The 23,601-nt window shown below is 72.7% G+C and carries 18 protein-coding genes, 1 tRNA gene and 1 pseudogene; 12 read left to right on the forward strand and 8 right to left on the reverse strand.

The window, feature by feature from the left end; genetic code table 11:
- Window positions 1–209 precede the first annotated feature (209 nt).
- The 6 genes from JNW91_RS18115 to JNW91_RS18135 all read left to right on the forward strand — a co-directional run bounded on the left by JNW91_RS18115 (window position 210) and on the right by JNW91_RS18135 (window position 7,758).
- Complete coding sequence (locus JNW91_RS18115; protein ID WP_309244409.1) at window positions 210–1,412, forward strand: MFS transporter; 1,203 nt, start codon at window positions 210–212, stop codon at window positions 1,410–1,412.
- 315 nt (window positions 1,413–1,727) lie between these two features.
- Window positions 1,728–1,801: transfer RNA gene (locus JNW91_RS18120), tRNA-OTHER, on the forward strand.
- A 366-nt stretch (window positions 1,802–2,167) separates the two neighbouring features.
- On the forward strand, window positions 2,168–5,596 hold the full coding sequence (locus JNW91_RS33630) for an RHS repeat-associated core domain-containing protein (protein ID WP_203176748.1): 3,429 nt from the start codon (window positions 2,168–2,170) through the stop codon (window positions 5,594–5,596).
- Between the two features lie 31 nt (window positions 5,597–5,627).
- The gene (locus JNW91_RS33170; RefSeq protein ID WP_255545182.1) at window positions 5,628–5,756 is read left to right on the forward strand and encodes a hypothetical protein; all 129 of its coding nucleotides are present in this window, start codon (window positions 5,628–5,630) and stop codon (window positions 5,754–5,756) included.
- A 64-nt stretch (window positions 5,757–5,820) separates the two neighbouring features.
- On the forward strand, window positions 5,821–6,522 hold the full coding sequence (locus JNW91_RS18130; RefSeq protein WP_203176749.1) for a hypothetical protein: 702 nt from the start codon (window positions 5,821–5,823) through the stop codon (window positions 6,520–6,522).
- A 426-nt stretch (window positions 6,523–6,948) separates the two neighbouring features.
- Window positions 6,949–7,758 (forward strand): copper amine oxidase, encoded by an 810-nt coding sequence (locus JNW91_RS18135; protein ID WP_238425228.1) that lies wholly within the window; start codon window positions 6,949–6,951, stop codon window positions 7,756–7,758.
- A gap of 131 nt (window positions 7,759–7,889) precedes the next feature.
- On the opposite strand, the gene JNW91_RS18140 is transcribed toward JNW91_RS18135, so the two are convergent.
- From JNW91_RS18140 to JNW91_RS18165, 6 genes are all read right to left on the reverse strand, one after another.
- The gene (locus JNW91_RS18140; RefSeq protein WP_203176750.1) at window positions 7,890–8,648 is read right to left on the reverse strand and encodes a hypothetical protein; all 759 of its coding nucleotides are present in this window, start codon (window positions 8,646–8,648) and stop codon (window positions 7,890–7,892) included.
- Between the two features lie 215 nt (window positions 8,649–8,863).
- On the reverse strand, window positions 8,864–9,463 hold the full coding sequence (locus tag JNW91_RS18145) for an ATP-dependent Clp protease proteolytic subunit (RefSeq protein ID WP_203176751.1): 600 nt from the start codon (window positions 9,461–9,463) through the stop codon (window positions 8,864–8,866).
- A gap of 147 nt (window positions 9,464–9,610) precedes the next feature.
- Window positions 9,611–12,958, reverse strand: coding sequence for an error-prone DNA polymerase (locus tag JNW91_RS18150; RefSeq protein WP_203176752.1), 3,348 nt, complete (start codon window positions 12,956–12,958; stop codon window positions 9,611–9,613).
- Between the two features lie 144 nt (window positions 12,959–13,102).
- Window positions 13,103–14,665 (reverse strand): DNA polymerase Y family protein, encoded by a 1,563-nt coding sequence (locus JNW91_RS18155; RefSeq protein WP_203176753.1) that lies wholly within the window; start codon window positions 14,663–14,665, stop codon window positions 13,103–13,105.
- Complete coding sequence (locus JNW91_RS18160) at window positions 14,662–15,387, reverse strand: hypothetical protein (RefSeq protein ID WP_203176754.1); 726 nt, start codon at window positions 15,385–15,387, stop codon at window positions 14,662–14,664. Before JNW91_RS18160 ends, JNW91_RS18155 begins: the two co-directional genes overlap by 4 nt.
- Window positions 15,388–15,486: 99 nt before the next feature.
- Window positions 15,487–15,936 carry an SAV_6107 family HEPN domain-containing protein gene (locus JNW91_RS18165; RefSeq protein WP_203176755.1) on the reverse strand — a complete coding sequence of 150 codons (450 nt, stop codon included), beginning with the start codon at window positions 15,934–15,936 and terminating at the stop codon, window positions 15,487–15,489.
- A 452-nt stretch (window positions 15,937–16,388) separates the two neighbouring features.
- Here JNW91_RS18165 and JNW91_RS18170 point away from each other — a divergent pair, with 452 nt between their 5' ends.
- The 6 genes and pseudogenes from JNW91_RS18170 (at window position 16,389) to JNW91_RS18195 (ending at window position 21,611) form a co-directional block, all read left to right on the forward strand.
- Complete coding sequence (locus JNW91_RS18170; RefSeq protein WP_203176756.1) at window positions 16,389–16,877, forward strand: YbaK/EbsC family protein; 489 nt, start codon at window positions 16,389–16,391, stop codon at window positions 16,875–16,877.
- On the forward strand, window positions 16,874–17,608 hold the full coding sequence (locus JNW91_RS18175) for a monooxygenase (RefSeq protein WP_203176757.1): 735 nt from the start codon (window positions 16,874–16,876) through the stop codon (window positions 17,606–17,608). The genes JNW91_RS18170 and JNW91_RS18175 overlap by 4 nt, the downstream gene beginning before the upstream one ends.
- Window positions 17,605–18,156 carry a GNAT family N-acetyltransferase gene (locus JNW91_RS18180; RefSeq protein WP_203176758.1) on the forward strand — a complete coding sequence of 184 codons (552 nt, stop codon included), beginning with the start codon at window positions 17,605–17,607 and terminating at the stop codon, window positions 18,154–18,156. The genes JNW91_RS18175 and JNW91_RS18180 overlap by 4 nt, the downstream gene beginning before the upstream one ends.
- Window positions 18,153–18,989, forward strand: coding sequence for a carotenoid biosynthesis protein (locus tag JNW91_RS18185; protein ID WP_203176759.1), 837 nt, complete (start codon window positions 18,153–18,155; stop codon window positions 18,987–18,989). The genes JNW91_RS18180 and JNW91_RS18185 overlap by 4 nt, the downstream gene beginning before the upstream one ends.
- Window positions 18,986–20,113 carry a glycosyltransferase gene (locus JNW91_RS18190; RefSeq protein ID WP_203176760.1) on the forward strand — a complete coding sequence of 376 codons (1,128 nt, stop codon included), beginning with the start codon at window positions 18,986–18,988 and terminating at the stop codon, window positions 20,111–20,113. The genes JNW91_RS18185 and JNW91_RS18190 overlap by 4 nt, the downstream gene beginning before the upstream one ends.
- Window positions 20,114–20,124: 11 nt before the next feature.
- Window positions 20,125–21,611: pseudogene (locus tag JNW91_RS18195) on the forward strand (phytoene desaturase family protein).
- Window positions 21,612–21,630: 19 nt separating this feature from the next.
- On the opposite strand, the gene JNW91_RS18200 reads toward JNW91_RS18195, so the two are convergent.
- Window positions 21,631–22,320: a CDP-alcohol phosphatidyltransferase family protein gene (locus JNW91_RS18200; protein WP_203176761.1), complete on the reverse strand. Its 690-nt coding sequence runs from the start codon at window positions 22,318–22,320 to the stop codon at window positions 21,631–21,633.
- Window positions 22,321–22,364: 44 nt separating this feature from the next.
- Window positions 22,365–23,282, reverse strand: a complete 918-nt coding sequence (gene metF, locus JNW91_RS18205) for a methylenetetrahydrofolate reductase [NAD(P)H] (RefSeq protein ID WP_203176762.1) — start codon at window positions 23,280–23,282, stop codon at window positions 22,365–22,367.
- Between the last annotated feature and the right edge of the window lie 319 nt (window positions 23,283–23,601).

The following is a 23,601-nucleotide window of genomic DNA, read 5'->3' on the forward strand; positions in this document are numbered from 1 at the left end:
TCGCCCGAGAACTCAACGGACGACCACGCCAAACCCTCGACTGGCACAATCCAGCCGAGGTACTCAACAAACACCTAGTTGCAACAACCGCTTGAAACCACCTGCCGCGAGCGCTGAGAATCATCGAACCGTGATGATCACGATCCCGCCTGGAGCACTATGGTAAGGGGATGTCTGCGGTTAAACCCCTTACCTCGTGGGCGGGACGCGTGGCCGCGCTGCTGGGCATCGTGCTTGTCGCGCTCACCCTGCGCCAGACGGTTGCGGTGATGTCGCCGATCCTCGGCGACATCCGGGTGGACATCCCGATATCGAACATCGGCGTCGGGCTGCTCGGCACGTTGCCACCGATCCTGCTGGCGGTATCGGGGTTCGTCGCGCCGCGCGTCGCCCGCGGCATCGGCCTCGACGGCGGCATCGTGCTGGCGCTGCTGCTCATGACCCTCGGCCATCTCGTGCGCGCAGCCGCCCCGGGCTACGCGGTGCTGCTCGTCGGCAGTGTCGTCGCGCTCGCCGGCACGGGCATCGGCAATGTGCTGCTGCCGCCGATCGTGCGGCGCTACTTCCCCGACCGGATAACGCTGCTGACCGCCATCTACGTATGCATCCTGGGCGTGAGCACGGCCCTGCCCGCCGCGGTCGCCGCCCCGGTCGCCGAGCAGGTCGGATGGCGGTTCTCGCTCGGCATATGGGCGGCGACCTCGGTAGTCGCGCTCGTTCCGTGGCTCGTCATCATCACGCGGGAGCGCGGCCGACGACTCTCGGACGCCGAGGCAGTCGAGTCCCCGCCCACCACCCTCGTCACGCGACTGTGGCGGTCACGCGTGGCCCTGTCGATCACCGTCGTGTTCTCGACCAGCACAATCCTTACCTACGCGTGTTTCGCGTGGCTGCCCGAGATCCTCGGCGACATCGCTGGTTCGACGCCGACCGAAGCCGGTGTGCTGCTCGCCGTCACCGGCATCATCAGCGCCCCTATCGCGCTCATCGCACCCCTGCTCGTCGCGCGGCTGCGCGCTGTCAGCCAGCTGATCGCCGCCGGTACCGCCAGCTTCGTGCTCGGCTACCTCGGCCTGCTGCTCGCGCCCGCGACACTCACACTGCTCTGGGTGCTGCTCATCGGCTCGGGCTCGATCCTGTTTCCCATCAGCCTCGTACTCATCAACCTACGCACCCGAACCCAGGGCGGCACCGTCGCGCTCAGCGGCTTCGCGCAGGGGATCGCGTACGCGCTCGGCGCGCTCGGTCCTCTGCTCGTCGGGCTGCTGCACGACGTGAGCGGCGGATGGACCCTGCCGCTGCTGTTTCTGCTCGCCGTCGCCCTCGTGGCGGCCATCCCGGCGTTCGCGCTGGCCAAGCCCGCCTTCGTCGAGGACGAGCTCGCCCGCTCCTACTCCAGCCGAGGATCGTGATCACGGTTCGATGAGCGCCTCTTCGTCTTCGCTAAGCGCACACGTCAAAGGAAGCGGACCCCAACTCACGCCTGATGAAACTGCTTCACGAGCCGACACCGATGTCACGGATCTGCCTGCCGCCGACCGTCGGCCCTCTGGGTGTCGTTCGCATCCCGGGTTGTTGGTTGACCGGCTCTTGGGCTCGCCCGGACCGGCGCGTAAGTTGCGACGGTCATCCTCGGTGAGGCCATGGCCTCACGGGAGGCGTCTTCGAGGCTCTTACGCGCTACTTCATGCCTCTACATGAATAACCTGTGACCTGCGGTTTTGCTTGCCCCCTGGTAGGCATTGTCTTGCGAGTTCGTTGCTAAACCGTGTGTCGCAGGTTCGAATCCTGCCGGGGGGCACCTCGAAGATCAGCCAAGCCGGTTTTTGGGCGGGAGTTTGGTAGCGCCAGCGAGGGTATGAGTGTGCATCCCGACGGCCGGACGGGCCGAGTCTGATCCCTCGACCCGATCCACTCATAGCGCAGACGGCGGTTCACTGTCGGTTACGCCGGACACGGAAAAGCGCCTGCCCACGGGGTGCCGGAGTCCATCCGGCCACGCTGATGCGGTCACTGTGGGTGATGCCATACCACTAGATCCGTTACTTGCCTAACGACACGTGTCCTCACTGGAGGATGCTGCGGAATCGACGCGACGGGGCAGATCATCCAAGTAACTCGATGGGAGCCTTCCCGTGCTTTGCCATGACTACGGGGAGGTTCGGCAGTGCGTGTTTTCAGAGTGCTCACGGTCGCGGCGGTTTCCGCCGCGACCGTTCTCATGCCGGTGACCGGACCGGCGCTCGCCGCGCCGGAGAAGGCCCCCAAGGCCGCTCCGGTGCAGCCCGGCTCACCCGGCTCCGGCCGTCTCGCGCTCGGCCCCAGCAAGGGGACGCTCGCGATGGTCGCCGGTCCGGTGTCGGTGCCCAAGGGGACGGGCGCCGGCACCAACGCGACGTTCACCACCTTCGACCTGTCCGACCGGGTGGTGCTCCAGGTCCACGCCGGCTCCGGCAACCTGCTGCTGCGCACCACCGACCTGGTGCTGCCGGGCATCAGCAGCAACGTGGTGCTGGGCGCGGCGTTCAACAGCCTGCTGGTTGGCAGCGAGATCGAGAACGGCGCGTACGGGCGCGGCTGGCGGGCACGCACCGGCCCGGACATCAAGCTCATCAAGAACGACGACAACTCGGTGACGTACGCGGGCGCGGACGGGCTCGTCGGCACCTTCACGCCGATCACCGGCGGCTACGACACGCCCAAGGAGTTCAAGGGCACGCTGAAGCAGGACGGCTCGGGCTGGAAGTTCACCGAGAACAACGGCGGGCGCGACCTGTACTTCACCTCGTCCGGGCAGCTCGACAAGGTCGAGGACCGCAACGACAACGTCATCGACTACCAGTACAACAGCGCGGGTGAGCTGACCAAGGTGGTCACCGACCGGGGCGCCACCGGGGCGCGCACCGCCGTGGTGACGTACAAGAACGGCCGGATCCAGCGCCTCCAGCAGGCGGTGGACGCCTCCAACGCACGCCAGGTCATCTACTCGTACAACAGCGCGGGCAACCTGACGCAGATCATGCCCACCTCCGGGCACGCGGTGAAGTTCACCTACGACGCGTCGCAGCGGATCAAGCAGATCACCACCGGGCTGGCCTCCGAGCCGGGCACCGAGACCCGGATCGAGTACGACAGCCTGCACCGCGTCGCCGCGGTCGTCCGCGTGCTGGAGAACGAGTCGGTGGACAACCCGGACGGCCGGCTCGCGATCACCCGGTGGGCGTACACGTCGTCCAGCGAGGTCCAGGTGGCCGACCCGAACACCGACATCACCAAGCGGGTGTCGGACGTCGCGCACACCACCTACACCGCCGACTCCGACAAGCGGATCACCAAGGCGGTCGACCCGGACGGCAACGAGCGCAGCCGCTCCTACACCCCGTACCACGACGTGGCGACCTCGACCGACGCGATGGGGCAGAGCGTCGGCAACAAGTACGACGCCAACAACGGCCAGTCGCTGACCTCGACCACGACGCCGACCGGCGCGTCGAGCACGGCGGCGTACAACAACGCGGCCACGCCGTCCAACCCGACGGCCGGCTATCAGCCCTCGGGCGGCGGGGACGCGCAGAAGAACCAGAGCGCGTACACGTACAACGGCGCCGGCAACAAGATGTCGGCCAAGAACGCCGAGGCGGCCGAGGCCAAGGTCGACTACAACAGTGACGGCACGGTGAAGACCGCCACCGACCCGGCGAACACCGGCAACCCCACGAACTACGCGTACAACAGCGACAAGCAGCTCATCACGATCACCCCGCCGACCGGCAACAGCCTGGTCAAGCGGGAGTTCACCTACGACGCGTTCGGCCGGGTGCGCACCGCCACCGACGGCGCCGGGCGGACCACCACCAACGAGTACGACACCGACGACCGCCTGGTGCGCACCTCCTACTCCGACAGCACGCAGTCGGTGGAGTACGAGTACGACGGCTCCGGCAACCTGATCGAGCGCACCAACGGCAAGAGCGAGAAGTTCGTCTTCGACCGGCTCAACCGGCTCGTCCAGCGCGGGCCGGACTACTACCTGACCCAGTACACGTACGACCCGGCCGGCAACCTCACCAAGCTGCACGGCGACTACCGGGGCGACACCGTCTACTCGTACGACAAGCGCAACCTGCTCACGAAGATGGAGGTCGACGGCGCGACCTACACCTTCGAGTACGACAAGGAGGGCCGGCGCACCGACACGAAGCTCAGCGTCGAGGATGCCGGGCCGACCACCACCGCGCGCACCACGCTGACCTACGACAAGTCCGGCCGCGTCACCCGGACCACGACCAAGCGTTGGGAGCGGGTGAACAACGCCGACCAGGAGTTCGTCGCGTACGACGTGTCGTACTGCTACAGCAAGCGGGTGGGCACCAGCGCGTGCAACACCACCGATCCGTTGCAGGACACCGCGCTGCGCCAGTGGCAGATCGAGCACCACCGCGGCGGCGCCGTGCAGGTCTACACGTACGACAAGGCGAACCGGCTGACCAAGGCCACCAACCTGGCGCCCGGGTCGTTCGACTACACCTACGACGCGAACGGCAACCGCACCACCGTCAAGGTCAACGGCACCGAGACGCAGCGGCTGACGTTCAACTCCGGCAACCAGATCACCACCAGTGGGTACACGTACGACGGCGCGGGCAACCAGCTCACCGGCTCGGCCACGCGCGGCGCCGAGTACAACGCGGCCGGGCAGACGACCGGCAACAAGACCAGCGACAACAAGGACGCCTACTTCGACTACCTGACCGGTGACCAGTCCGAGCTGGACTCGGCCTGGGTGGACGAGGGCGACCAGATGTACTTCGCCTGGGGCCGCGGCACGCAGGGCGGCACCGCGCTGGAGGACTACCAGGCCGTCGACGATGACACCCACTTCCTGGAGCGGGACGGCACCGGCGCGCTGATCGGCGTCCGGGTCCACGAGAAGAAGACCGGCAAGTGGGTGCACTACTTCCCGACGCTGGACGGCAACGGCTCGGTGGTCGGGTTGACCAACCAGAACGGCACCTACGCCGGCCACTGGACCTACGACCCGTTCGGCCGCACCACCAACACCACGGCCAACCAGCCGGTGGTGAACTCGTTCGCGATCGGCTACGCCGGCGGGCTCAGGCACGCCAGCACCGGCCTGATCAAGTTCGGCAAGCGGTGGTACGACCCGGAGATTGGTCGGTTCACCCAGCAGGACAGCCTCAACACGATCGGCGACCCGACCGTGGGCAACCGGTACGCGTACGCCGGCGCCGATCCGATCAACAACACCGACCCGACGGGCCTGGTGGTGGCCAGCATCGGCTTCGAGGTCTGCTACGTCATCTGCGCCGGTCTCAACTACGAGATCGACGACCAGGGCAACCAGGGCATCACCGGCACCGTCGGTGTCGGCGCCGGTGGTGGCTTCAACAGCGAGATCGGTGGTGGCACCGTCGAGGAGGGCGTCAACGGGTACGGGCAGTGCAGCGCCGGGCCGTTCAACGCCAACGTCGAGGAGTCCGCGGAGACCGGCGAGGACGAGTACAGCGCCTCGGTCAGCCCGGGCAGCACCGGAGCGGGTTGTTCGCTCGGCATTTCGGGAACAGAGACGTTCTGACCCGCACCCTCCTCATCGGACGGAGATGGACATGCTGGAAAACCTCGCCGTGGTCGGCGGACCGAAGACGCCGGTTTCCACACCTGTGCTGATCGGCTTCTTCGTCCTCGTCGCGGTCGCCATCGTCGTGATCCTGTTCCTGCGCTCACGCAACAAGTAGCACCGCTCGATCCGGGCCGGCGGTCACCACCGGCCGGCCCGGCACACCCATGGGGGACCGGCACATGCAGAAGAGAGCAGCCGCGGCCATGGTCGCCGCGGTGGTCGCGATGTGGACATTGGGCTGGACGCTCGGGTCGTCGGCCGGCGCGGAGGATCCCGGCGCCGCGCCCGCCGTCCAGCGGATCACCGACCCGCCCGAGGTGCCGGTGCCGGCCACCGGCAGCGGGCGGGATCCGCTCACCCCGGCCGAGACCACCCGGGCCCGCGAGCTGGCGTTGGCCGGGCTGACGGTCGCCGGCGCGGGCGGACCCATCGATGTTACCGGAGCGGCCGGGCCGGAGCTGCTGACCGTCCGCCGCGCGGACGGCGACGGAATTGCGCGCCGAGCCGAAGTGCTCGCCTACGACTACCGCGCCGACAAGCTGGTCAAGGTCGCCGTCGACCTCACCGCCGGTCGGGTCACCGGCACCTTCGCCGCCACCGGCATGCAGCCGCCGGCCACACCGCGGGAGGTGGCGACGGCCGTGGACCTGCTCTGGCGGCACGACCTCGGCGACCTGATGCGCGAGCGGTTCCGGCAGGCCACCGGCGTCGCGCCGGCCACGGCCGCCGAGCTTCAGCCGGGCGCGCAGACCTACACCGGCGAGCCGTGCGCGGTGCACCGCTGCGTGCTGCTGCTCCTGCACCGGCCGGGCGAGCCCTACGTGGATCTCACCGACCTCGTCGTCGACCTGTCCGCCGGCACTGTCGTCCGCCTGCCCTGAGGAGCCCGCGATGACCAAGCGCACCCTGGCCCTCGCCCTGTCCGTCGCCCTGTCCCTGGCCCTGGCCTCCGGGCTGGCCGGTGCCAGCGCCGGCCACGCCGAGGAGCCCGCCACGTCGGCCTGCGGCCCGGCGGCCACCGTCCGTGAGACGCTGCCCGGCGGCACCCGCTGGCAGATGTGCTGGCACGTCGACCCGCAGACCGGCCTGGTGCTGGAGGACGTCCGGTTGAGCTTCCGCGGCGGCGCGGTCACCACCGTGCTGGATTCGGTGACGCTCGGCCAGCTCAACGTGCCGTACGACACCGGGACCACCGAGTGGAACGACATCACCTCGTTCGGCTTCGGCGGCGACGCGATGCAGCGGCTGCCCGAGCGCGAGTGCCCCGGCGGGTCGCGGCGCGCCGGGTACGACGGCGGCAAGGTCCTTTGCGTCGTCGCGAGCCCACCGGCCCGGCCCAGCGTGTCGCCGACGGCGGTAACCTCTACTCCCGCCAGGGCGTCGACCTGGTGCTGCGGACCGTGTCGAAGGTCGGCTGGTACGAGTACGTCACCGAATACCGTTTCGGCGACGATGGCCGGTTCACCGCCCGGCTCGGCGCGACCGGCGACCTGTCCCCGTCCGACTACACCTCCGAGCGGTACGGCCGGCCGATCGGCCCGGGTGCCACCGACCACGCCGCCGCGCACCACCACAACGCGGTCTGGCGGGTCGATCCCGGCCTGGGCAGTGAACGGATCGAGCAGTTCGACACCGCGCCCACCGGGCAGCAGGGCCGCCGCTCGGCGATCCTCGCCACCACCCGCACCGCCATCCCCGCCGAACGGGCGCTGACCGGCGCGAACCGCCGGTGGTGGCGGGTGGTCAGCGACGCCGCGCCGAACGACGACGGGCACCCGCGCTCCTACCAACTCGTGACCGGCGCGAACGACGACTACGAGAGCCGGCCCGAAATGGCGCCCGACCTGACCGTCACCGAGGCCCGCGCGTGCGAGAAGTTCGCCTCGTTCAACCTGGACCCGGAGTGCGCGGCCCGGTCCGTGGTGGACTACGTGAACGGCGAGACGCTCACCGAGCCGGTGCTCTGGGTTCGGATCGGCTTCCACCACCTGCCACGCGACGAGGACCAGAGCCCGATGCGCGTGCACTGGCAGGGCTTCGACCTGCTGCCCCGCGATCTGACCGCGACCAACCCGCTGGCCCCGAGCGCGCGGGCCAGCATCAACGGCCGTCCCTGACCGGCGCGGTCGAGTCAGGGAAGCCAGGATCCGCGCAACTTCAGGGAAGATGCCGCCTCAGTATGCCGAGAGGCAGCACTTTCCCCGAAACTGCGCGGATCTTGGCGACGTGGCGAGCGGCAGCTCGTACGTCAGAAGTACTTGTACATCTCCTCCGGGGCCGCCTCGATGTCCTTGGCCGGCGGGGCGGTGACGCTGACCGGCTCGCCGAAGCCGCTCATCCGGATGTCGCTGACGAGGTCACCGAGGGTCTTCGTGGCAATGGTGTAGGAGAGCGCGGTGAGGCGGCCGTCGGCGTCGACCGTGGCCTCGAACGGGATGGCCTTCGGGTCCTTCGCGAGCTTCGCGGACGACTCGATGCCCTCGCGCATCCCGCCGTCGGTGCCGGCGGCCGCGGCCGCCTTGTCCAGGTCGGCGGTGCCGGTGTAGCGGCCGCCGCCGGTCTCCTCGGCGGACACGATGCCGCCGACGATGCCGGTCTGCGACTTCAGGTCGAAGGACTGGCGCAGGGAGCTGCCCGGCTTGAGCTTGGTGAGGTCGAGCTTCGTCCACGGCTTGTCGCCGCCGAGCGAGTCCATCTTGAGGTAGGCGGTGTCGGCGATCAGTCGGGCCTCGACCGGCTCGGGCATCTTGCCGGTGACCTCGAGCGCCTTGGCGACGGGGTCGATCTTGCCGGTCATGGTGATCGCGTTGGGGCCGGCCTTGACCGAGGCGTCCATCGTGAGCGTGCCGGAGAGGCTGCGCTCCATGGCCTGCTGGATGGTGGCGACCGGGTCGAGCTTGGTCGGTGTGGGGGTCGGTGCGGTCGCGGCCGGGTCGCCGGAGTTGGTGCCACAGCCGGCTACGAGAGCGGCGAGGGCGATCGAAAGGACAGGGATCAGTCGACGCATGGACGTGACCCTAACGGGCGGCCGCCACTTATTTTGACCGCCGGAGGCTGTCCGGCACGCGCCTGTGCCCGTAACGAGAATCCGCGGAAACACGCTGCACGCCGCCTTCCCGCCGATGGGAATAGGCTCCGACGCATCGAGGGCCGGCATCGCTCCGGCCTCCCGTGCCTGGCCGGACGCGGATCGAGGGGGCCGCGTCCGGCAGACGGCGCGGGTCAGAGCCCCGGTAGCTGTTCGGCCCGGGCGAGCACCTGGTCGATGAGCCCGTACTCCCGGGCCTGCTCGGCCGTGAACCAGCGGTCGCGGTCCCAGTCGCGTTGGATCTCGTCGAGCGTCCGTCCACTGTGTTGGGCAATCAGTTCCTGCATGGTCCGCTTGACGTGCAGCATGTTCTCGGCCTGGATGGTGATGTCCGAGGCGGTGCCGCCGATCCCGCCGGACGGCTGGTGCATCATGATCCGCGAGTGCGGCAGCGCGTACCGCTTGCCGGCCGCGCCCGCGCAGAGCAGGAACTGCCCCATCGAGCCCGCGAACCCGACCGCCAGCGTGGCCACGTCGTTGCGGACGTAGCGCATCGTGTCGTAGACGGCCATCCCGGCGCTCACCGAGCCGCCCGGCGAGTTGATGTAGAGGTAGATGTCCCGGTCGGCGTCCTCCGCCGCGAGCAGCAGGATCTGCGCGCAGATCTGGTTGGCCGACTCCTCGGTCACCTCGGTGCCGAGGAAGATGATCCGCTCCCGCAGCAGCCGCTCGAACACCTGATCGCCGAAGGACGGCTGCCCACCGTCCAGCATCTGTGCGCCGTACCCGATCATGTGTCGCCGCCTTTCGCCGTGCCGGCGGGCGGCGGGACCGCCCGGTGGACCGGCCCCACCAGCGTGCGTGCGACGGCCGTGGCTGGCCCAGCGATTCTGCCGCCGGCAGATCCGCCGACGGCAGAACCGGCGCGGCCTACGCGGCGGTCAACCGCCGCGCGCGTCCAGCCGGTCGGCGACCAGATTGGTCACCCCCTCGTGCCGCTCCAGCCGCCCCCGGACCACCAGCGCGGCGCTGCTGCGGGCCACCCGCCGGTAGCGCTGCCACAGCCCCGGCGAACAGGTGACGTTGAGCATTCCGGTCTCGTCCTCCAGGTTGAGGAAGGTGACCCCACCTGCGGTCGCCGGGCGCTGCCGGTGGGTGACGATGCCGCCGACCCGGATCCGCTGCCCGGGCTCCACCCGGCCGAGCCGGGCGATCGGCACCGCGCCGAGCACGTCGAGCTGCCCCCGGATGAACCGGGCCGGATGGCTCTCCGGGGACAAACCGGTGGCCCACACGTCGGCGACCAGCCGGTCCACCGCCTCCATCCCGGGCAGCGTGGGCGCCGCCGCTCCGCTCACCGTGCCGGGCAGCCGGCCCGGCCGGTCCTGGGCCGCCGCGCCGGCGGCCCAGAGCGCCTCCCGCCGGGTCAGCCCGAAACAGGCGAAGGCATCCGCGGTGGCCAGCGCCTCCAGCTGCGCGGCGCTGAGACCGACCCGTCGGGCCAGGTCCGGCATGTCACGGTACGGCCCGCCGGCCGCCCGTTCGGCCTCGATCCGCTCGGCCACCTCGGCGCCGAGGGTACGCACGCTGGACAGCCCGAGCCGGACGGCCGGCCCACCCAACCCCCAGGCGTGCGGCGGCTCCCCCGGCCCGCTGCCCCACCGGGTGTCCGGGGTGGACTCCAGCACCGCCTTCGCGCCGCTGGCGTTGATGTCCGGACGACGGACCTCCACCCCGTGCCGGCGGGCGTCGTCGACCAGGGTCTGCGGAGAGTAGAAGCCCATCGGCTGGGCGTTGAGCAGCGCGGCCAGGAACGGCGCCGGGTGGTAGCGCTTGAGCCAGGAGCTGGCGTAGACCAGGTACGCGAAGCTCATCGCGTGGCTCTCCGGGAAGCCGTAGCTGGCGAACGCGGTGAGCTTGCGATAGACGTCGTCGGCCAGCTCACCGGTGATGCCCCGCTCGGCCATCCCCGCGTACAGCCGGTCGGCGATGCGGGTCATCCGCTCGACCGAACGTTTGGCGCCCATCGCCCGGCGCAGCTGGTCGGCCTCGGCCGCGTCGAAGCCGGCCAGGTCGATGGCGAGCTGCATCAACTGCTCCTGGAACAGCGGCACGCCCAGGGTCTTCTCCAGCGCGTTGCGCATCAGCGGATGCGCGAAGGTCACCGGCTCCTGGCCGTTCTTACGCCGGATGAACGGGTGCACCGAGCCGCCCTGGATCGGGCCGGGGCGGATCAGCGCCACCTCGACCACCAGGTCGTAGAACTCGCGGGGCTTGAGCCGGGGCAGGGTGGCCATCTGGGCGCGGCTCTCCACCTGGAACACCCCCACCGAGTCGGCCCGGCAGAGCATGTCGTAGACCTCCGGGTCGTCCAGCGTCATGTCACCGAGGTCGAGCCGCGACCCGATCATGTCGTAGCCGTAGTGCAGCGCGGAGAGCATGCCCAGGCCGAGCAGGTCGAACTTGACCAGACCGACCGCGGCGCAGTCGTCCTTGTCCCACTGCAGGACGCTGCGCCCGGGCATCCGCCCCCACTCCACCGGACAGACCTCGATCACCGGCCGGTCGCAGATCACCATGCCGCCGGAGTGGATGCCCAGGTGCCGGGGGAACGTCTGCAACTCGTTGGCGTACTCCACCACCTGCTCCGGAATGTCCTCGACGTCGACGGTGGCGACCGAACCCCACCGGTCGATCTGCTTGCTCCAGGCGTCCTGCTGCCCGGGTGAGAAGCCGAACGCCTTGGCCACATCCCGTACCGCCGACCGGGGTCGGTAGGAGATGACGTTGGCGACCTGGGCGGCATGCTCCCGGCCGTAGCGGGTGTAGACGTGCTGGATCACCTCCTCCCGGCGGTCGGACTCGATGTCCACGTCGATGTCCGGTGGGCCGTCCCGCTCCGGGGCGAGGAAGCGCTCGAAGAGCAGCCGGTGCCGGACGGCGTCCACATTGGTGATCCGCAGCGCGTAGCAGACCGCCGAGTTGGCCGCCGAACCCCGGCCCTGGCAGTAGATGTCCTGCTCCCGGCAGAACGTGACGATGTCGTAGACCACCAGGAAGTAGCCGGGGAAACCCAGCTCCTCGATCATGTTCAGTTCGTGGTCGAGCTGCGCGTACGCCGTCGGATGCGCCTGCGGCGGGCCGTAGCGCTCCCGTGCCCCGTCGGCGGTCAGCTTGCGCAGCCAGCTCATCTCGGTGTGCCCCGGCGGCACCGGGTACGCCGGCAGTTGCGGCGCGACGAGCTGGAGGTCGAAGGCCAGCTCGGCGCCGAACTCGGCGGCGCGGGCCACCGCACCCGGGTACGCGGCGAACCGGGCCGCCATCTCCGCGCCGCTGCGCAGGTGGGCGGTGGCCGCCGCGGGTAACCAGCCGTCGATCTCGTCCAGGCTGCGCCGGGCCCGGACCGCGGCGACCGTGGTGGCCAGCCGACGTCGGCCGGGGCTGGCGTAGTGCACGTTGTTGCTGGCCACCGTCGGCAGCCCGGCCGATGCGGCCAGTTCGGCGAGAGCGTCGTTGCGGTCGGCGTCGACGGGATGCCCGTGGTCGGTCAGCTCCACCGCCACCGTCTCCGCGCCGAAGAGCGCGGTCAGCCGGTCCAGTTCGCGGGCCGCCGCGTCCACGCCCTCGGTGAGCAGCGCACCCGGCACGTGCCCCTTGCGGCAGCCGGTCAGCACCAGCACGTGGTCGCGCAGCTCGGCGGCGACCTCCTCCAGGTCGCCGTAGACCGGACGGCCCTTCTCCCCGCCGCGCAGTTGGGCGCGGGCGATGGTGGTGGCCAGCCGGGCGTACCCCTCGTGGCCGTGCGCGAGCACCAGCAGGTGCGCGCCGTGCGGGTCGGGTTCGCCGTTCTGCGGGCCGGGCAGCCCGAGGGACAGCTCCGCGCCGAAGATGGTCGGCAGGTCAAGCGTGCGGGCCGCCTCGGCGAAACGGACCACTCCGTAGAAACCGTCGTGGTCGGTGACGGCGAGCGCGGTGAGCCCCAGCCGGGCCGCCTCCTCGGCCAACTCCTCGGGATGGCTGGCGCCGTCGAGGAAGCTGAAGTTGGTGTGCGCGTGCAGCTCCGCGTAGGGCACCACCCCGTCGGGGCGGGTCAGCTCCGGCTGTTGGTACTGCTCGCGTCGGCGACTCCAGGCCGGGGAGTCTCCCCCGTCGGCGTCCACGGCGAGCGGGTCCACCACGTGCAGGTGCCGCTCCTCGCGCGGCCGCCCGCCACCCGACCCACCACCGGCCCGCCCGGAGAGCACCCGCTCCAGGTCCGACCAGGGCATCTTCGGGTTGTGAAAGCTCATCGGGCCGCCTCCACGGGTGGCCGGATACCGACGGCCGGCGCCGCCGGCGGGAGGGCCGGTGAGCGGTATACCTGAGAGTCATAAATATGCCTGACAGGCATATCGCTCACCGGAACATCCGCCTCCGGCGCGGAGCGGACCAACTCAGTCATAGATCGCCTCCACCAGCCACTGCCCTGCCTCCACGGCGACCAGCAGGGCGGTGCCGTCGGCGAGGCTGACCTGGAACCGGGCCCGGCGGCGGGCCTCAACCGGCACCCACCAGCGCTCGTCCACCGGCCACGGCCCGGCCCAACCCACGATCTCCGCCGGCTGGCCGGCACCGACCACCAGCCGGGCAGGCGGAGCGCTCACCGCCAACCGAGCGCTGATCACCACCGGCTCGCCGGCGGCGTCGTGCACCGTCGCCGCGAGCGGACTGGGCAGCACCACCGCCGGCGCGGGCGCCAGGAGCCGACCGGGCCACGGCGGAGCGTCGGGGCGGGCGGGAAGGCGTTCGTCGCCCCACGGCACGAGTCGCACCTGGTCGGCCGGGGAACGTCCACCACCGAGCACCGCCGTGACCACCGCCTCCGGACCGAGGATGCCCTGCACCCGGCTCAACGCCCGGTGCGCCCGCTCCCGCTCCTCGCCGGTCTCCCCCCAGAGGCCCGTCTGCAGACCGGCCTGGGCGATCACCCCGTCCGGGACCAGCCGCAACCGGAGGATGCCGGCCGTCGGCCGGGCCGTTCGGGCGCCGGCGCGACCGTTGCTGCCGGAAAGCCAGCCGTCGAGCTGCCAGCGCACCCGGTCGGCGATGGCGGCGGCGGTGAGCAGGCCGTCGTGCCGCCACACCCGGTGCAGCTCCTGACCGTGCGCGGTGACCGCCTCGATGCCGAGCCGGGTGCAGGCCAGCCCGTGCCCGGCCAGCCGGTCGTGCAGTTGTTCGGCCAGCGCGCGGGCGGCGAACGCCGCCGCGTCGACCCGGTCGATCGGCTCGTCGTACTCGGCGGTCACCGTCAGGTCGGCCGGTGGCTGTCGGACGGCGAGCGGGCGGTGGTCGCGCCCGGCGGCGAGCCGGTGGGCCAGCGCGCCGTCGAACCCGAACCGGGCCAGCACGTCGCCGGCCGGCAGCGCGGCGAAGTCGCCGAGGGTTCGTACTCCCAGCCGGCGCAGCAGGTCGGCCAGCGCCGAGCGGCCGAGCGCCTCGACCGGCAGCCCGGCCAGGAACTCCGGCGTCCCGCCCGGCGCCACCACCCGACCGGCACGGGCGGCCAGCCCCGCGGCGAACACCCCGTCGGCGATGCCGACCTGGCTCTCCACCAGGCACGACTGGGCGACGTGCTCGATGATCCGTTCGGCGGCCGCCTCCTCACCACCGAGGTACCGGCTCGGGCCCCGGGCCGCCACCGCGCAGGCCCCCGGGCGGACCACCTCGACACCGGCGACCAGCTCCTCCACCGCGGCGACCACCGGCTCGAACGCCCGGGCGTCCCGGCCAGGGTCGTACTCCACGACGGTCAACTGTGGGCAGCGGCCCTGCGCCTCCCGCTTGCGCAGCCCTCGACGTACCCCCTCGGCGCGGGCCCGCTCGGAGCAGGCGACCACCCGGTTGGCGTGCAGCACGGCGACCGGGCCGGTGGCCGGCACCCCCTCGACGATCTCGGCGGCGAGCACCGGCCAGTCCGGGCACCACAGCAACAGGGTCCGTGCCGGTGAGCCGGTCATCCCCGCCCGACCAGGGCGAGCGGCACGGTCGGTCGACCCACGGTCGAACGCACCGTCCGGGGGATCACCCGGGTGAGTTCGTCGCCCGGGAGCCAGACCTTGATCTCCTTGGGTCGGGCGGCCGCCCCGCGCCCGCGCGCCGAGACGGTGACCTCCCGGCGGCGCAACCGCCCCCGGCCCTGCCCGAGCCCTTCCCAGACCCCACGGACCACCTGCAGCGTCACGTCCGCGCCGTCCCACCGGCCGTACGGGACGAGCACGCTGCCGCGCTGCCGGGCCCGGGCGGCCAGCCGGGTGGCGACCGAGGCGGAGACCGTGGCCGGCACGGCGGTGACCACGACATCCACCCCGTCGATCAGTGCGGCGACCACGGTGGCCCACTCGGGGCCGGGATTCGGCACCAGGGCCAGCCGATCCAGGGCGATGCCCAGCTCGGCGGCCGCCCCCGCACCGAAGGTCGGCACCCCCACCACGGCACACCACGAGCCGGCCCGGGACGCCTCGGCGAGCAGGGCCAGCACCAGCGAGGTGCCGCCGCTGCGCCGGGGTTGACCGGTGGTGACCGCGATGGTGCTGCCCCGGCGTAGACCCCGGTTGGGCAGCAGGCCGGTCAGCTCGGGCGTCACCGGCAGCACCCGGTGGCCGCCGACCGGATCGGGTGCGCTCGCCGGGCGTACCAGATCGGCCAGTGCGGCGGAGCCCACCACCATGCGGCCCGCCATCGGACCAACCCCCCGTCGTTGCTGTGGATCAGATCAGGACCGGCACGCTGTACCGCCGGCCGCCCGGCTCTCCGCCGGGCGACCGGCAGCACGGCGGGATCATGCGGCGAGGCCGTCCAGGGTGGGTTGGTGGGCCACGCCGAGCGCGGTCTCCACCACCGTGACGAACTGCTCGGCAGCGCGGAGCAGGTCGTCGGCCTCCCGGGCGCTGACCACCCGGGGGATGCCGGCCTCGGCGGCGGCCCGTTTGCTGGCCCCGGCGGCGAAGAACCGGGCCCACTCGTCGAGCTCGGGGGCGACGGCGCAGAGCAGGACCCAGACGCTGGTGATCCGGTTGCGGCGGCTCGGTGCGGGCCGGGCCCGGGCGGCGAGCAGGGCGGCAGCCGCGCGCAGCGCCGCCAGGTGGGCGGCCGCGTAGCGCAGGCCGTCGGGCCGGGTCTGGCCAGCCTCGACCAGCCCACGCCGGGCCAACGTGAGGAGCTGGGCGGGGGTGCGGTGCGGCAGCACGTGCGCCGGCACCGTCGGTGCCTGAGCCGGGTTGGTCGGCATGGACTGTCTCCTCCACGTGGCCGGGCGTCGCCTCGGCGCGGTGGAGCCGCCGATGAGACGCCGAGTCGAGTGGTGCGGAGGAAGACGCACCGAGTGTGGCCGGCCGGGTGTGGATGCTTCCCCACACCACACCCGGCCGGCGTACCGGCGGGTTCGTCGCCCGCCGCCCGGGGGTCGTGGGCGGCGGGCGACGCTCCTGCCTGATGGGACCGGGCTCGCGACTGCCCGGAAACCCAGGTGCGGCCCGCGGAGCCGCACCGCCCGGAGCTGGCGCCGCGAAACACCTCGCTCCGGCTGGTTGGAACGGGCGTTCGAGGCAATCGAACACTCGTTCTAACTGCTGCTGACAGTACACCTCCCCTCCGACGAAAATGCAACGTGTGACGCGCCGAGGCTCGCCGTCCGGGCGCACCGGAGTGAACCGGCACCGACGGACCGGGAAGAATGTCCCCATGCAGCCACACCCGAACGTACGGGCGGTGCAGGACGCGCTCACCGCCGCCGGCACGCTCGACGGCGCCGGTGAGCCCAGCACCGTCCGCCTGCTGCCGGACGCGGTGCACACCGCGGCGGCCGCCGCCGAGGCGCTCGGCGTCGAGGTCGGCCAGATCGCCAACTCGCTGATCTTCGACGCGGACGACGCCCCCCTGCTCGTACTCACCTCCGGCGCGCACCGGGTGGACACCGCCGGCCTGGCCGCGTCGATCGGGGTCACCCGGCTGCGCCGGGCCACCCCGGATTTCGTCCGGACACACACCGGGCAGCCGATCGGCGGGGTCGCCCCGCTCGGGCACCCGCGAGCACTGCGGACCCTGGTGGACACGGCCCTGGCGGCGTACCCGGAGATCTGGGCCGCGGGCGGCGTACCGCAGGCGGTCTTCCCGACCACCTACACCGAGCTGCTGCGGGTCACCGCCGGCACCCCGGCCGAGGTGGCGTGAGCGCATCGCCGCCGGTCACCCTGCACGTGTGGCGGATCCCCCGCGGCGCGTTGCCCCGGGCGCTGACCCGGATGGCGGTGGACCCGCGCCGGCTGCGCGCCCTGCCGGGCGTCCGGTTCGGCAAGCTGCTGGGCACCGGGACCGGCACCGGCTTCGGGCCGGGTGACGCCGACCTCACCCGTTGGGCGGCACTGACCGTCTGGGACTCCCCCGCCGCGGCGGCCGGCTTCGACGACTCGCCGGTCGGACGTGCCTGGGCGCGGATCGCCCGCGCCTCCGTCCGGGTGGACCTGCGTCCACTGAGCAGCCGGGGCGAGTGGTCCGGTCAGCGGCCGTTCGGCGACCCACCGGGAGGACGGGTCACCGGGCCGGTGCTGGCGCTGACCCGGGCTCGACTGCGGGCCCGCCGGGCGGCCACCTTCTGGCGGGCGGTCCCGCCGGTGGCCGCCGCTCTGCGCGAGGCACCCGGACTGCTGGCCCGGTTCGGCGTCGGCGAGGCGCCGCTGGGGTGGCAGGGCACGGTGAGCGTGTGGCGCGACCCGACGGACCTGGTGACGTTCGCGTACCGTCACCCGGAGCACCGGGCGGCGATCATGCGTACACCCACCGCGGGCTGGTACGCCGAGGAGCTGTTCGCCCGGTTCGAGGTACGCGACGTGGTCGGCGACCGGACGGTGCTCGGATGGGTCGCCGACGGCGACCCGGGAACGGTGAAGGGTGGACGGGCATGAGGTTGGTGCGCTGGACGCCGGACGATCTGGTCCGGCGGCTGGACGACGTGGTGGCCGTCTACGGCGAGGCGATGGGATACCGCACCGACCTGCTGGAGGCCCGGCGCGGCTACATCGCCACCCACGTCCGCCGGCCCGGCTTCCGGGCCGTGGCGAGCCTGACCAGCGAGGGTCACCTCGCCGGCTTCGGCTACGGCTACCTGGGCGCCGCCGGCCAGTGGTGGCACGACCAGGTGTACCGGGCGTTGGACGCACCGACCCGCAAGCGTTGGCTCACCCACTGCTTCGAGGTGGTCGAGCTGCACGTCCGACCGCCGGCGCAGGGGCACGGCCTGGGCGCCGGCCAGCTGCGGGCGCTGCTCGGCATGGCCGAGGGCGACACGACGCTGCTGTCCACCCCGGAGGCCGTGGAGCAGACCTCGCGGGCCTGGCGGCTGTACCGGCGGTTCGGCTTCGTCGACGTGCTGCGCGACTTCCACTTCCCCGGCGACGAGCGGCCGTTCGGCGTACTCGGCCGGGACCTGCCACTCGAGCCTCCCGTGTCATGACCCGGCGGATCTCCTGGGCGCTGCTGGCCGTCCTGGTGTTCGCCCAGATCTGCTACCCGCTGACCACCGGCGCCACCCGGGCCGGGCTGACCGTGGCCACCGTCGTGCTCGGTTGGCTGCTATCGGTGGGCCACGCGCTGCTCAGCAGGGGTCCCCGGGTCGCGGCGGCGCTGGTCGCGGTGGCCACCGGCGGCGGGTTCGCGATCGAGGCGGTCGGGGTGGCCACCGGTGTGCCGTTCGGCAGCTACGACTACTCCGGGGAGCTCGGTCCGAAGCTCGCCGGGGTACCGCTGATCATCCCGCTGGCCTGGACCTGGATGGCCTGGCCGGCCTGGCTGGCGGCGGTCCGGCTGACCGGCGGCAACGGCCCGACGGCCGGTCGGTGGGCGGGAAGGATCGCGCTGGCCACGGTGGGACTGGCCGCCTGGGACCTCTTCCTCGACCCGCAGATGGTCGCCGAGGGCTACTGGGTCTGGCGCGACGCCACCCCGGCGCTGCCCGGCCTGCCCGGCGTCCCGGTCAGCAACTACCTGGGCTGGCTGCTCTTCGCCGTGCTGCTGATGAGCGCGCTGCGCCCGCTGGCCGGCCCGTCCGCCGAGCGCACCGGTCGGCGGGACCACCCGATGGTCGCGCTCTACCTGTGGACGTACTTCTCCAGCATCCTGGCCCACGCGGTCTTCCTCGACCTGCCCGCCTCGGCGCTGTGGGGCGCCGCCGGCATGTCGGTGACCGCCGTACCGCTGGCGGTGACCCTGCTGCGCGCCCGCCGGGGCCGCGACACGGACCGGGAGGACCACGAGCCGCACCGCACCGGCGTCGACGCGATCCGATGACCGTCCTGCTCGCCCTGCTGCTCGCCGTCGCCGCGTTGACCGGGCACACCTGGCTCAACGCCGCCCGCTGGCTGCGCCGGCCCACCGACCGACCCGACGAGGTCGACGAGCCGGTGGCCGTGCTGCTGCCGCTGCGCGACGAGGCCGCCCGGGTCACCGGATGCCTGCGCGCCCTGCTCGCCCAGCGCGGCGTGCCCGGGCTGCGCGTCGTCGTCCTCGACGACGGGTCCACCGACGGCACCGCCGACGTGGTCCGCGCGGTGGTCGGCGACGACCCGCGGGTCACCCTGCTCAGCGGGGTCGCCCCGCCGCCGGGCTGGCTGGGCAAGCCGCACGCCTGCTGGCAGTTGGCCACCCGGGCCGACCCGACGGCCACCGCGCTGGTCTTCGTCGACGCCGACGTGGTGCTCGCCCCGCACGCCGTGGCGGCGGCCGTCACCGAGCTGCGCGCCGCCCGCGCGACCCTGCTGTCGCCGTACCCCCGGATCGTGGTGGCGACGGCGGCCGACCGGCTGGTCCAGCCGCTGCTGCAGTGGCTCTGGCTGACCTTCCTGCCGCTGCGCGCGATGGAACGCTCGCCGCGGCCGTCGCTGGCCGCGGCGGGCGGGCAGTTCCTGGTGGTGGACCGGGCCGGCTACACCGCCGCCGGCGGGCACGCGGCGGTCGCCGACAAGATCCTGGAGGACGTCGAGCTGGCCCGGGCGGTCAAGCGGGCCGGTCGGCGGATCGCCCTGGCCGACGGTTCCCGGCTGGCCAGCTGCCGGATGTACGACGACTGGCCGCAGCTGCGCGACGGGTACTCGAAGTCGCTCTGGGCGTCGTTCGGGCATCCGGGCGCGGCGGCGGCCGTGGTGGCGGCGTTGCTGCTGCTCTACACCGCCCCGCCGCTGGTCGCGCTGGCGGGGCTCGCCGCGAGGGCGCCCCGGGTGTCGATGGTGGCGTTCGCCGCGTACCTGCTCGGGGTGGTCGGACGGGTGCTCACCGCGCGGGCGACCGGGGGCCGGTGGTGGCCCGACGCGCTCGCACACCCCGTGTCGGTCGTGGTCCTCGGTTGGTTGACCCTGCGGTCGTACCATCTGCGAAAGCGACGCCGCCTGACCTGGCGGGGCCGCCCGGTCAGCTAGGAGGGCACGGCATGGCGCGGATCGTGGTCGTCGGCGCCGGGGTGGGTGGCCTCGCCACCGCCGCCCGGCTGGCCGCCACCGGGCACCAGGTGACGGTCCTCGAGCGGGCCGACACGGTCGGCGGCAAACTCGGCCGGTACGCGCACGACACCCCGGCCGGGTCGTTCCACTTCGACACCGGGCCGAGCCTGCTCACGATGCCCGAGGTCTTCCACGACCTGTTCGAGGCGACCGGGGCGAAGCTCGACGAATACCTGGACCTGGTCCCGCTCGACCCGATCGTCCGGCACGTCTTCCCCGGCGGCGGCCCGACACTCGACTCGTGCGCCGACCCGGTGGAGTTCGCCGGCCGGATCGGGGCCGCCCTCGGTGACCGGGCGGCGGCCGACTGGCAGCGGCTGTGGCGTCGGGCCGCGCGGGTGTGGCAGGCGTCCTCGCGGGACATCCTGCGCCGTGCCGTCGACTCGCCCCGCGATCTCGCCTCGCTGGCCTGGCGGGTCGGTGACCTGGCCGCCATCGCCCCGGGCCGCACCCTGCGCGGGCTGGCCGTCGGCACCTGTCCGACCCTCGGCTGCGGATGCTGCTGGACCGGTACGCCACCTACACCGGCGCCGACCCGCGCCGGGCACCGGCGGCGCTTGTCGCGGTCCCCTACGCCGAGCTGACCTTCGGTGGCTGGTACCTGCGCGGTGGGCTGGGCACGCTCGCCGACGCGCTGCTGACCCGCTGCCTGGACCTCGGCGTGGTCGTGCGGACCGGCGCCACGGTGACCCGGATCGACGCCGCGGGCGGCCGGGTGCACGGGGTACGCCTCGCCGGCGTCACCGCGCCGGTGCCCGCCGACGTGGTGGTGGCCAACGTGGACGCGCTCACCGTCTACCGCGACCTGCTGCCGCATCCGCGCCGGCTGGCCACGCTGACCGACCGCAGCCTCGCCGGCTTCGTGCTGCTGCTCGGCGTCTCCGGCAGCACCGGACTGGCCCACCACAACGTCTTCTTCCCGCGCGACTACGACGCGGAGTTCGACGCCGTCTTCGGCGACCCCGGGCGGGGCGTACGGGCCCGGCCGGCCGCCGACCCGACGGTGTTCGTCACCGTGGCCGACGATCCGATGGTCCGACCGGCCGGGCACGAGGCGTGGTTCGTGCTGGTCAACGCCGCGCGGCAGGGCACCGCCGCGGGCGCGGTCGACTGGCGCCGCCCCGGGCTCGCCGACGCGTACGCCGACCGGATCCTGGAGGTGCTGGCCCAACGCGGCGTCGACGTACGCGACCGGTTGTTGTTCCGCGAGGTGCGCACCCCGGCCGACCTGGACGCGGCGACCGGGGCGCCGGGCGGCTCGATCTACGGCACCGCCGGCGGTCTGCTCCGCCCGGCCAACCGGGGCCCGGCGCACGGGCTGTGGCTGGTGGGCGGCTCCAGCCACCCCGGCGGCGGGCTGCCGATGGTGACCCTCTCCGCGCAGATCGTCGCCGACGCGATCGGCCCCGCCTGGTAGGCCCGGCCGGCTGGGCCGCTCAGCCGGCGTCGAGCAGCGCGCGGCGGACGGTGGACAGCAGCTGCCCCAGCCCGAAGGCGGCCAGCAGCACCCACACGGCGGTGGCCATGGTGATGGTGCCGGCGGCCAGATCCGGCTCGATCAGCCCGGTCAGCCCGGCGACCAGCAGTCCGACCAGCGCGACCGAGACCCGGGTGGGACGCTCGCCCACGGTCACCGCGCCGATCTCGCGCATACCGGCCGAGACCGCGCGGGCACGCACGTACTCGTGCAGCCAGGACAGCGCGCCGCCCGCGACGACCAGCGCGCCCGGGGCGCCGACCAGCCAGAACGCCAACAGCCACGCCACCTCACCGAGCCGGTCGGCGAGCGAGTCGTAGACGTAGCCGAGCCGCGTGGTGCGGCCGGTGGCGACCGCCACCGCACCGTCCACGCTGTCGGCCACGGCGGCGAGCAGCACGAACAGCGCGCCGAGGAACGGCCCGTCGTCGGGCCGGGTCGCCAGCAGCGGTACGCAGAAGCAGAGCAGCACCCCGACCACGGTGACCGCGGTGGGGCCGACCCGCAGCCGGCCCAGCACATACCCGACGTGGTACGCGAACCGCAGCCACGCGCGTACCACCGGCGCGGCGGTCCGGGGGTCGAACCCGCCGTGCAAGCGTGCCCACGCCGTGGCGTACTGGTCCCAGTTCAGCTGTGTGCCCACCACGGATCAACCGTCGTGCCGGGCATCAGGTGTCGCGGGCCGCGCGTTCACACCCGCGCGCCGGCCTTCAGGTTCTGCCAGACCTCGCGGGTGGCGGTGGACCGGTTGAGGGTGATGAAGTGGATTCCCGGCACGCCCTCGTCCAGCAACCGGCGGCTCATCTCGCTGGCCTGCTCGACGCCGAGCTGACGGACCGCCTCCGGGTCGTCGGCGACGCGCTCGAAGCGAGCGGCCAGCGCCGGAGGGAAGGGCGCACCGGACAACTGCACCGACCGTTCGATGGTGCCGATCTGGGTCACCGGCATCACCCCGGCCAGGATCGGGGTGGCACAGCCGGCGGCGGCCACCCGGTCGCGCAGGCGCAGGTAGTCGTCGGCCTCGAAGAACATCTGCGTGATCGCGAACTCGGCGCCGGCACGGCACTTGCGGACGAAGTGCGCGGTGTCGCTGGCCACGTCGGGCGAGCGGGGGTGCTTGTACGGGAAGGCCGCGACGCCCACGCTGAAGTCACCGGAGTCGCGGACCAGGCGGACCAGGTCCTCGGCGTAGTCCACGCCTTCGGGGTGGCGGACCCACTCGCCGCCCGGGTTGCCCGGCGGGTCGCCGCGCACCGCGAGGACGTTGCGCACCCCCACCCCGGCGAGCCGCCCGATCACGTGCCGCAGCTCGGCGACGGAGTGGTTGACCGCGGTCAGGTGGGCCATCGGCAGCAGGGTGGTGTCGGTGGCGATCCGCTCGGTCACCGCCACCGTGGTGTCCCGGGTCGAACCGCCCGCGCCGTAGGTGATCGACACGAACGACGGGCGCAGCGACTCCAGCTCGCGGATCGCCTGCCAGAGCAGCCGCTCCCCCGCCTCGGTCTTGGGTGGGAAGAACTCGAACGAGAAGGTCGGCTGGCGGTCACGGATGAGCTCCCCGATCGCCGGCTGCGGGTTGGGGAGTACCGAGGGAAGACCGAGCGCCACGAACCGACTCTAGCGGGCGACGCCACCGCGACCCAGGTGCTTCCCACGCCGGGGGACGACGACGCCGCGCGGGGCGGTCCGGCGGGCGGAAAGGCGTCGTACCCCCGGGGTAGTACTGGGAGGCGCGGAAGGGGCGGCGGGGGCGGCCCGGGGTCTCGCGCGGGGGTCAGCAGCCGCGTGGTGACGCTCCGGTCCCGTCCGGTCGGGCGGGTGGGTCGTCACCGCACCGACGCACCGCCGGGAGGACCGATGACCCCGCACCCGCCGCCGCGCCCGGCCGCAGCTCGGGCCGCTGCTGGCCCGCCGCCGGCTGGCCCTC

It is taken from the genome of Micromonospora parastrephiae (assembly GCF_016802865.1).
In the GTDB taxonomy this organism is placed as follows: Bacteria; Actinomycetota; Actinomycetes; order Mycobacteriales; family Micromonosporaceae; genus Micromonospora; species Micromonospora parastrephiae.